At 69.9% G+C, this 7891-nt stretch carries 8 protein-coding genes and 1 pseudogene; 5 read left to right on the top strand and 4 right to left on the bottom strand.

The features are described from left to right. The coding region (locus tag AB0J09_RS49060) for a DUF305 domain-containing protein (protein ID WP_360707705.1) at nucleotides 1-359 on the top strand (359 nt) is incomplete at its 5' end. Between the two features lie 8 nt (nucleotides 360-367). Here AB0J09_RS49060 and AB0J09_RS49065 read toward each other — a convergent pair. Further along, entirely contained in the window at nucleotides 368-1114 is a 747-nt protein-coding gene (locus AB0J09_RS49065) for a class I SAM-dependent methyltransferase (protein WP_360707708.1), read from the bottom strand. 122 nt (nucleotides 1115-1236) lie between these two features. Between AB0J09_RS49065 and AB0J09_RS49070 the strand changes: the two genes are divergently transcribed. Beyond that, on the top strand, nucleotides 1237-1596 hold the full coding sequence (locus AB0J09_RS49070) for a hypothetical protein (protein WP_360707710.1): 360 nt from the start codon (nucleotides 1237-1239) through the stop codon (nucleotides 1594-1596). A 59-nt stretch (nucleotides 1597-1655) separates the two neighbouring features. Here the strand turns inward: AB0J09_RS49070 and AB0J09_RS49075 are convergent, their stop codons facing one another. After that, nucleotides 1656-3059 (bottom strand): alkaline phosphatase PhoX, encoded by a 1404-nt coding sequence (locus AB0J09_RS49075; RefSeq protein WP_360707712.1) that lies wholly within the window; start codon nucleotides 3057-3059, stop codon nucleotides 1656-1658. A gap of 700 nt (nucleotides 3060-3759) precedes the next feature. Between AB0J09_RS49075 and AB0J09_RS49080 the strand changes: the two genes are divergently transcribed. After that, on the top strand, nucleotides 3760-4359 hold the full coding sequence (locus tag AB0J09_RS49080; protein WP_360707715.1) for a TetR/AcrR family transcriptional regulator: 600 nt from the start codon (nucleotides 3760-3762) through the stop codon (nucleotides 4357-4359). Between the two features lie 130 nt (nucleotides 4360-4489). Beyond that, entirely contained in the window at nucleotides 4490-4987 is a 498-nt protein-coding gene (locus AB0J09_RS49085) for a cupin domain-containing protein (RefSeq protein WP_360707717.1), read from the top strand. A 19-nt stretch (nucleotides 4988-5006) separates the two neighbouring features. On the opposite strand, the gene AB0J09_RS49090 is transcribed toward AB0J09_RS49085, so the two are convergent. Then, a complete protein-coding gene (locus AB0J09_RS49090) occupies nucleotides 5007-6053 on the bottom strand; it encodes a PP2C family protein-serine/threonine phosphatase (RefSeq protein ID WP_360707719.1) in 1047 nt (348 codons plus the stop codon). Between the two features lie 233 nt (nucleotides 6054-6286). Further along, nucleotides 6287-7000 carry an alpha/beta hydrolase gene (locus AB0J09_RS49095; RefSeq protein WP_360707721.1) on the bottom strand — a complete coding sequence of 238 codons (714 nt, stop codon included), beginning with the start codon at nucleotides 6998-7000 and terminating at the stop codon, nucleotides 6287-6289. A gap of 296 nt (nucleotides 7001-7296) precedes the next feature. Between AB0J09_RS49095 and AB0J09_RS49100 the strand changes: the two are divergent. Continuing rightward, nucleotides 7297-7891 (top strand): annotated as a pseudogene (locus tag AB0J09_RS49100) (amino acid transporter); the annotation flags it as partial.

Below are 7891 nucleotides of genomic sequence, written 5' to 3' on the forward strand. Positions count from 1 at the left end.
GCCGGTCGCTCGCAGACCTGGCCGCCCGGCTCGGCAGGAAGCACGAGAACGAACGTGCCCGGCTGCGCGCCCTGCTCGCCCAGGCGCGCGTCACCGGCGAGAACCCGCACACCCAGCACGACATGCCGGGCATGCCCACGGCCGACGACCTCCGTACGCTGACCGGCCTCCGGGACGACGCCTTCGACCGGCGGTTCGTCGCATTGTTCCGGGCGTACCTGGACCAGCTCGTGCTGGTGGCCAAGGGCGAGCAGAGCTCGGGCGGTGCGCCGGAGGCACGCGAGCTGGCGGCCGCGATGGAACGCGACCACACCGCCGACCTGACCGAGCTGGAAGGGGCCAGCGGACCGGGGCGTTGAGGGCCGGGTCAGCGTGCCCGGCGGGCGAGGGTGAGGTCGGTGGCGAGGGTCAGATCGACGCCGTCGCCGAGCAGGGCGGCGATCTCCCGCAACAGCTCGTTGCGGGTGCCGGGGTCCAGGATCCTGTATGCGGAGATGGAGCGGACCAGGTCCAGGTAGCGGCCGGCTTCGTACCGTTCGGTGCGCGTGTAGTGGCGCTGGCCGAGGTCGGTGAAGCGGGGGTCGTCCGCCAGCTCGTGCTCCGATTGTTCGGCCCGGACCGAGTCGATGCGGTGCAGGCTCGACGTCGTCACCCCGTAGCGTGCGTCCACCGCGGCCAGCGCCGATCGCAGGCCGGGGTCGGTGACGACGTAGTGGTTCCAGAAGACCGCCACCGCTCCAGAAGGTGCCAGCGCCGCGTGGGCGAGGTCCCAGCGCCTCTCCCTGTCGACCCAGTGCCAGGCCTGCGCGGAGTAGAGCAGGGCGAACGCCCGGTCGGGGACGTACTCCTCGAAAATGCCGATCTCCACCCGGGCGCCCGGGCACTTCGCCGTCAGCGCGGCGGCCATCCTCGGATCGGGCTCGATACAGGTCAGATCCGCGCCCCGGGCGGCGAAGCCGGCCGTGGCCTTGCCCGTGCCCGCGCCCACCTCCAGCACCGGGCCGGGTGGCGCGTAGTCCAGCACCTCGGTGACGAGCTGGGCGGGATAGCCGGGCCTGGCCGACTCGTACTGATCGACCGCCTCTCCGAACACCACGCTACGTTCGCGGTCCACCGTCATAACTCCCCCTTCGTTCGGGTGAGACCCGATTCAATCACCCCTGGAAACGTGCGCCGGGACCCCTCCCGGGCCGCCGCCGGTACAAAGGCCCTTGCGAACCAAGAGAAAGGGAGACCATGCACCGGAAGGCCCTCACCGCCCTGACCCTCGCGTGCGCCCTGCTCGCGGCGCCCGCCCTGGCCGCGAGCCCGGCCGCCGCCGCGGCCAAGCCCAGCCTCCGCGGATGCTACGACGGGAAGTGCAAGTTCACGTTCACGAAGCCAGTGAAGTTCCGCGTCGCCAGGAAGTACGGCCTGAGCGGCTGGGTGCACGTCGCCAAGCAGTACAACGAGATGGCCGGCGCGGACGTCATCGTCGTGTGGAGCGGGGGCAGCAGCGCCTACCTGGGAGAGGGCACCTCTGGGGGCATCGGCGAACTCGACTTCCGGGCGCTGTCGATCACCGGCCAAGGGGCGACGATCCGCTTCACCGGGTGACGTGGGCGCCCCCGGTACACGGCCGCACGTGGGCGGGCCGTGTACCGGGGGCGAGTGCCTTAGTCGCCGTCCTTGAGGTGGCGCTGCCAGGGGCCGGCGATGGCGAAGACATACCCCGGCGTCTGGATGTTGGCGAACAGGATGCGGCCGTCGGCGCTGAAGGTCGGGCCGGTGAACTCGCTGTCGTTGAGGTCGTTACGCGCGATCGGGTACGACTGGCCGCGATCGGTGACGCCCACCAGGTGCTGGATGCCCTCGCCGTCCTCAGCGAGGATCACCCCGCCGTACGGCGAGACCGTGATGTTGTCGGGGCCGTCGAAGTTCGTGTCCTGGGCGGGGTCGGGGTTGACGCCGAAGAGGACCTTGAGCGTGACCGTCTCGTGGCGCGGGTCGTAGAACCACACCTGGCCGTCGTGCTCGTTCGCGCTGCCGTCGGTGTGGCGGGCGAAGCTGGCCACGAAGTAGGCGCCGCCGTCGGCCCACCAGGCGCCCTCCAGCTTGCGGCTGCGGGTGATCTGGTCGTCGGTGAACTGCTTGCGGGTCGACGTGGTCTTCGCGTCGCGGTCGGGCACCTCGACCCAGCGGACCTTGTACCGAGTGCCCGGCGCCGTCGCCGCCGACAGGTCGGCGACGTGCGTGTCGTCCTGGTAGCAGCTCATCGCCTCCAGCTTGCCCGCGGTGTCGCCGCCTTCGGACAGCGCCAGCGCCCGCAGCGCACCCTTGCCGCCGCGGAACTTCCTCGGCGGGGTCCAGCGGTAGTACAGCCCGTTCGGCCCGCCGGCGTCCTCGGTCAGGTAGATCGCCGACGTGTGCGGGTCAACCGCGACGGCCTCATGCGAGTAACGGCCGAGGAACTTCAGCGGCACCGGGTCCTGGTTGGCCTGGCGGTCGAACGGGTCGACCTCGAACACGTACCCGTGGTCCTTCTGGAAGGCCCCACCGGCGCGCTGCTCGGTCTCCTCGCAGGTCAGCCAGGTGCTCCAGGGGGTCTTGCCGCCGGCGCAGTTGTTGTGCGTGCCGGCCAGGCTGACGTACTCGCGGATGCGCTCGCCGCGCGCGTCCACGTCGATGTTCGTGGTGCCGCCGCCGGCCCCCGGGTCGTAGGTCAGGCCGGGCAGCGTGGGCACCCGGTACGGCTCGCCGCCGCCGATCTCGTGGTTGTTGACCAGCGTGGCACCCCTGCCATGAGGGAAGCTCGCGGTGCCGTCGGCGTCGCTCGGGGTCGGTTCGCCGCTCTCCAGCAGGGTGACCCCCGCCTGAGCGACGATCCGGTACGAGAACCCGGCGGGCAGGGCCAGCACTCCGGCCGCATCGGCGACCAGCGGGCCGTAGCCGGCCGCGGGCCGGGCTGCCGCGAACGCGGCGGGACCGGAGATGGCCTCGAGGCTGCCGGCGAACGCGATGCCGAGACTGCCTGCGGTGGCGTGGCCGAGGAAGGAACGACGGGAAACAGATGAGGGCATGGGACATTGCCTCCAGCGTGGGACGCTTTACACAAGCCGACCCAACGATGCCACGGAGAAGTCGATCGCGCCGCCCGTTGTCCGCATCATGAACGCCGGATGAAGAACCGGCACCGAGCTCCACCGGCGGCGCAGATGCGCCGGCCTGGTGCGGAGATCCGGCGACGTACGGCGTCGATCAAGCAGACAGGAGCAGCGTCTTGATCGAGGAACCACCGGCCATCACCACCGTCCAGGACGGCTCACCCTGAACAACCGTTTCTGTGGACTGAGCATGGGTTGCGCATGCTCGGCCGAATGCTCCGAACGGTGTTGAGCGTTCTGGTCGCCCGCGTTCGTGCCGTGTCCGGCGCTGGCGGATCGTGTCCTGCAGGTGCCGGCAGGGCTCTACGGGCTGAGCCGGAATCTGGGCAGGTGTCAACGGCCACGGGGCCTGACGTGACAGCGGCATGCCGGATCGGAGTGCGGCCATTTCATCCCCGAAGAGCGGCCGGACGTCCTGCTGGCCCACCTGTGCGACTTCCTGTCCGGCGGCTGAGCAAGGTGGCGGCAACCCGTGCGGCGCGGACGACCGTCTCGGCCCGCAGGCGCCGACCGGGCTCGGCGGGGTCGCAGCCATTTACGCTACCGTTGTTGCGAAATTGGACGGCCCGGCGTATCTTGAATTTCGCTACTTGAGTAGCGGAATGGAGGGATCGCCATGGCGCCACGGGGACGCCCGCGCGACGCGGACGTTGACGAACGGGTCCTGCAAGCGGCCACCGAGCTGCTGCTGAGCCACGGGTACGGCGGCCTGTCCACCGACGAGGTGGCCGAGCGGGCGGGCATCGCCAAGACCACGCTGTACCGTCGCTGGCCCACCAAGGACCACCTGGCCCTGGCGGTGGTGGCCAGGCTGCAGTCGTACGACGAGATCACCGACAGCGGCGACATCCGGCGCGACCTCACCGACTACATGGAGAAGATCGCCGCCGGGCTCAACCGGATGCGTACCGCGGGCCTGCCGCAGGGAGAGGAAAGCCGCTCGGCGGGCACGGTGGCCGAGCTGGTCGCCGCCGCCGCGCGGCACGACGACGTCGGCGAGCTGGAGCGGGAGGTCTACGCCCGCCGCAACGCGCTGGCCTGCCGGCTCATCGAACGCGCCCGAGACCAGGGCAGGCTCCGCCCGGACGTCGACGCGATGACGCTCCTGGAGCAGCTCGCCGGAGCGCTCTACTACCGCGTTCTGATCACCGGGAACCCGGTGGACCGCGCCTACGCCGAACGCCTGGTCAACGTCGCACTCGACGGCGCCCTCTGACCCCCACGCCTGGTCGCCGCCGCCTTCGACGGCGCCCACTGGCACGTAGGCCGAGCGGCTGGTCGCCGCCGCGGCCGGTATGCCTCACACCTATAAGCCGATCATCAGTCAACCCAGAAGGGGATCCATCATGTCGCTCGCCGTTCCTGGCACCGCACTCGTACGTTCGGCCGACGCCGAGATCATCGGTGGCGGTGACGCGCCGGCCACCGGCCGGCTCCTGCTCGACTCCAGCGCCACCGGCGGCGCCCTGAGCAGCCTGCGCATGACGCTCACGCCGGGCGCCGACGGTGCGACGCCGCACCTGCACTCCGCCTCCAGCGAGCTGTTCTACGTCCTCGGCGGCGCCGCCCAGGTGCTGGCGGGGGATGAGGTGCTCACGCTGGAGGAGGGCGACATGGCCGTGGTGCCGCCGAACGTCGCCCACGCCTTCGCCGCGGTCCCCGGTACGGAGGCGGACCTGCTGATCGTCATCACGCCGGGCGTGGAGCGCTTCGAGTACTTCCGCCTGCTGGCTCGGCTGCGCACGGGCGAGGCCACGATCCAGGAGCTGCTCGACTCGCAGGACCTGTACGACAACCACTTCCTCGACAGCCCGCAGTGGAAGGCGGCCCGCTCACACGAGTAGCAGGCCTATGGGCGCCGGGTCACGCCCCGGCGAGGCGGCGGATCGCGATGAGGGCCGCGTCGTCGCCGAGGCGGCCGCCGACGTGCGCGAGCAGGTCGGCGCAGATGCCCTTGAGGAGCCCTTCCGGCCGTTCCCCGGCCCAGCGGGCGGCCCTCTGCGTCAGCGGGAAGAACGTGCCCGCGGCGTCGCGGGCCTCGATGACGCCGTCGGTGTAGAGCAGGAGGACATCGTCCTGCTCGAACGGGAAACTGGTGAGCGTGTGCTGCGGCGCGCAGAGGCCGCCGAGGCCCAGGGGCGGCGCGGGCTGGCTGCTGTCGAGGGAGATGACCCGGCCCGCGCGCAGCAGCAGCGGTGGCGGATGGCCGCAGCTGACGATCGTGAGCACCGGACGTTCGTCGGGGATGTCCACGATCGCGGCCGTCACGAAGCTCTCCGCGTACTCGGCTTCCGCCGCCTCGCTCTGGCTCTGTGTGAGGTGGAAGCTCTCTTCCAGGTCGGCGACCAGATCGGGCAGCTCCGAGCGTCGGCGGGCGCACTCGCGGAACGCGCCGAGCAGGGCGGCGGCTTCGGAGATCGCGGGCAGGCCCTTGCCACGGGCGTCACCGATGAGCAGCCGGGTGCCGTGCTGCGTGCGAACGGCGGCGTAGATGTCGCCGCCGATCTGGGCCTCGGCCTCCGCGGCCAGGTAGGCGGAGGCCAGGTGGAGCGGCCCGAGGCGTTCGGGCACCGGCCGCAGCAGGGCCGTCTGCACCGCCGTGGCCACCGAGCGGACCTGGGTCAGCTCGCGCCGCTGGCGATCCCTGACCAGGGCGAACAGCACCACGAACAGCGAGACCAGGGCGAAGCCGCCCAGTCCCGCCTGAACGTCCTGGTTGTGGAGCAGATGATGGTGTAGGTCGATGAGGACTTCGCCCGAGATCGCCAGGGCACCGATGGCGGCGGTGAGCCAGGGGCCGGCGAAGGAGGCCGTGACCGCGGGTGCGGCCACCAGCAGCGGCCCGAGGTGGATGCTCCCAGGGGTCAGTATGTCGGCGAGCGTGATCGCGAGGACCATGCTCAGCGGCACAGCGATGAGTTTCGGACTTGCCAGCCATGGGAGACGTAGCAGCCGATACGGGCGTCCCCTGGGGAACTTCACGCTATCTGTCTACATGTGTCCCGGCTTTGGGCGAGACCCGTACATGTGATTCTTTAGTCAAGGTTCTCCGAGATTTACCGTCATTAGGGTGCCTCAATGGTTTCGCATGGACCTGCCACGCCTCAGAGCCCCTTCCGCCGAGAGGGCTCTGAGGCAAGCGATCAGGCTGGGCCGACGCTCGCCAGAATCGCCCGCCCGAGCTCTTCCGGCCGGGTCAACTGCGGCCAGTGCCCCGTGGGCAGGTCGATGTAGCCGACGTCGCGGATCTTCGCGAGCTCCCGCGTGAACCCCTGCCCCTGCTCCATCCATTCCCGGAGCGTCGCACTCGAGAACTCGCACGCGATGACGGTGACGGGCACCTCGTAGCGACGCTCGTCGGAGGAGAGCCGCTGTGGGTCGCTCGTGACGTGCGCGGGCGTCGGGATGGCGCGCTCGCGGAACGCCGCGCGCAGCTTGTCGTCGAGGTCGACCAGGTCTTCCGCCTCGAACAGTGACCAGTCCGGCAACGGGACCTCGCCGTTCACGACGGGAAGCTCGTCATTGATGACCCCGCCCTCCCCGAGGGGAACGCTGTCGACGTACACCACGCGGGCGACACGATCGGGGCGCGCGTCGACCGCCGCGTGGGCGACCGCGCCACCGCCGGAGTGCCCGGCCAGCACGACCTTGCCGTCGGCCGGGTCGTACGAGTCGATCACCTCGACGACCGCGTCGATGTGGTCGCGCAAGGTGATCTTGGAGCGGTCGGCGTCTTTCGACTCCATGCCGGGCAACGTGAGCGCGCGCGTGCGATGCGCCGCCTGTGTCAAGGCGGGAACGACCTCGTCCCACGACGAGCCGTCGAGCCAGAAACCGGGGATCAGGATGATGTCCATCGTCAGAGGCTAGGGCAGGCCACCGACATTCTGCTGACGGGCCAAGTCCGCGATGAAATTTAGCCACAAAGCTATACAAAACGGATGAAAAGCCCTAGTCTCGACTTGCCCCAGTCAGGAAACGTGACTGGGGCGCCAAAACGTTGGCGCCTCGGCCGTGCACGAACGGCCGGGGCGCCGCTCTGTGCGGGCCTCTGGCCGTTCCTGATTTATACGCTTTCTTGGCGCTCTGATCAGGTCGATTACCCCATCGCCGTGGAAAGTGTGCCATGCGGTCTTGATAAGGGGTGACCGTTATGGTGCTGGCGAAGCGGTCGGCCGCTACGCAAGGGACGCTGCGTTCCTGGCTGCTGGAGGGCCTGCAGACCGACCGTAGGCAGATCGAGCACGGTCCCCATGTGAAGCACCCGTGGTGGCGGGTGATGTGCTTGACCGGCGTGGACTACTTCTCCACGCTGGGTTACCAGCCGGGCATCGCGGCGTTGGCGGCCGGGCTGCTGTCGCCGCTGGCCACGCTGTTCCTGGTGGCGCTGACGTTGCTGGGCGCGCTGCCGGTCTATCGCAGGGTGGCGGTGGAGAGCCCGTACGGCCAGGGCTCGATCGCGATGCTGGAGAAGCTCGCGCCGCACTGGGGCGGAAAGCTGTTCGTGCTGGTCCTGCTGGGTTTCGCGGCGACCGACTTCGTGATCACGATGACGTTGTCGGCGGCGGACGCGACCGCGCACATCCTGGAGAACCCGTTCGTGCGCGGATTCCTGGTCGGGCAGCGGGTGCCGGTCACGCTCGTGCTGCTGGCGATGCTCGGCGGGGTGTTCCTGATGGGCTTCACCGAGGCCATCGGCATCGCCACGCTGCTCGTCTTCGTCTACCTCGGGCTGAACGCCGTCGTCG

Source organism: Nonomuraea sp. NPDC049784 (genome assembly GCF_040659615.1).
Taxonomy (GTDB): domain Bacteria; phylum Actinomycetota; class Actinomycetes; order Streptosporangiales; family Streptosporangiaceae; genus Nonomuraea.

Excerpts from the sequence above, each read along its gene's own strand:
- AB0J09_RS49070 (WP_360707710.1), top strand. The coding sequence starts at position 1,237 with ATGCACCGGAAGGCCCTCACCGCCCTGACCCTCGCGTGCGCCCTGCTC.
- AB0J09_RS49080 (WP_360707715.1), top strand. The coding sequence starts at position 3,760 with ATGGCGCCACGGGGACGCCCGCGCGACGCGGACGTTGACGAACGGGTC.
- AB0J09_RS49075 (WP_360707712.1), bottom strand. The coding sequence starts at position 3,059 with ATGCCCTCATCTGTTTCCCGTCGTTCCTTCCTCGGCCACGCCACCGCA.
- AB0J09_RS49085 (WP_360707717.1), top strand. The coding sequence starts at position 4,490 with ATGTCGCTCGCCGTTCCTGGCACCGCACTCGTACGTTCGGCCGACGCC.
- AB0J09_RS49095 (WP_360707721.1), bottom strand. The coding sequence starts at position 7,000 with ATGGACATCATCCTGATCCCCGGTTTCTGGCTCGACGGCTCGTCGTGG.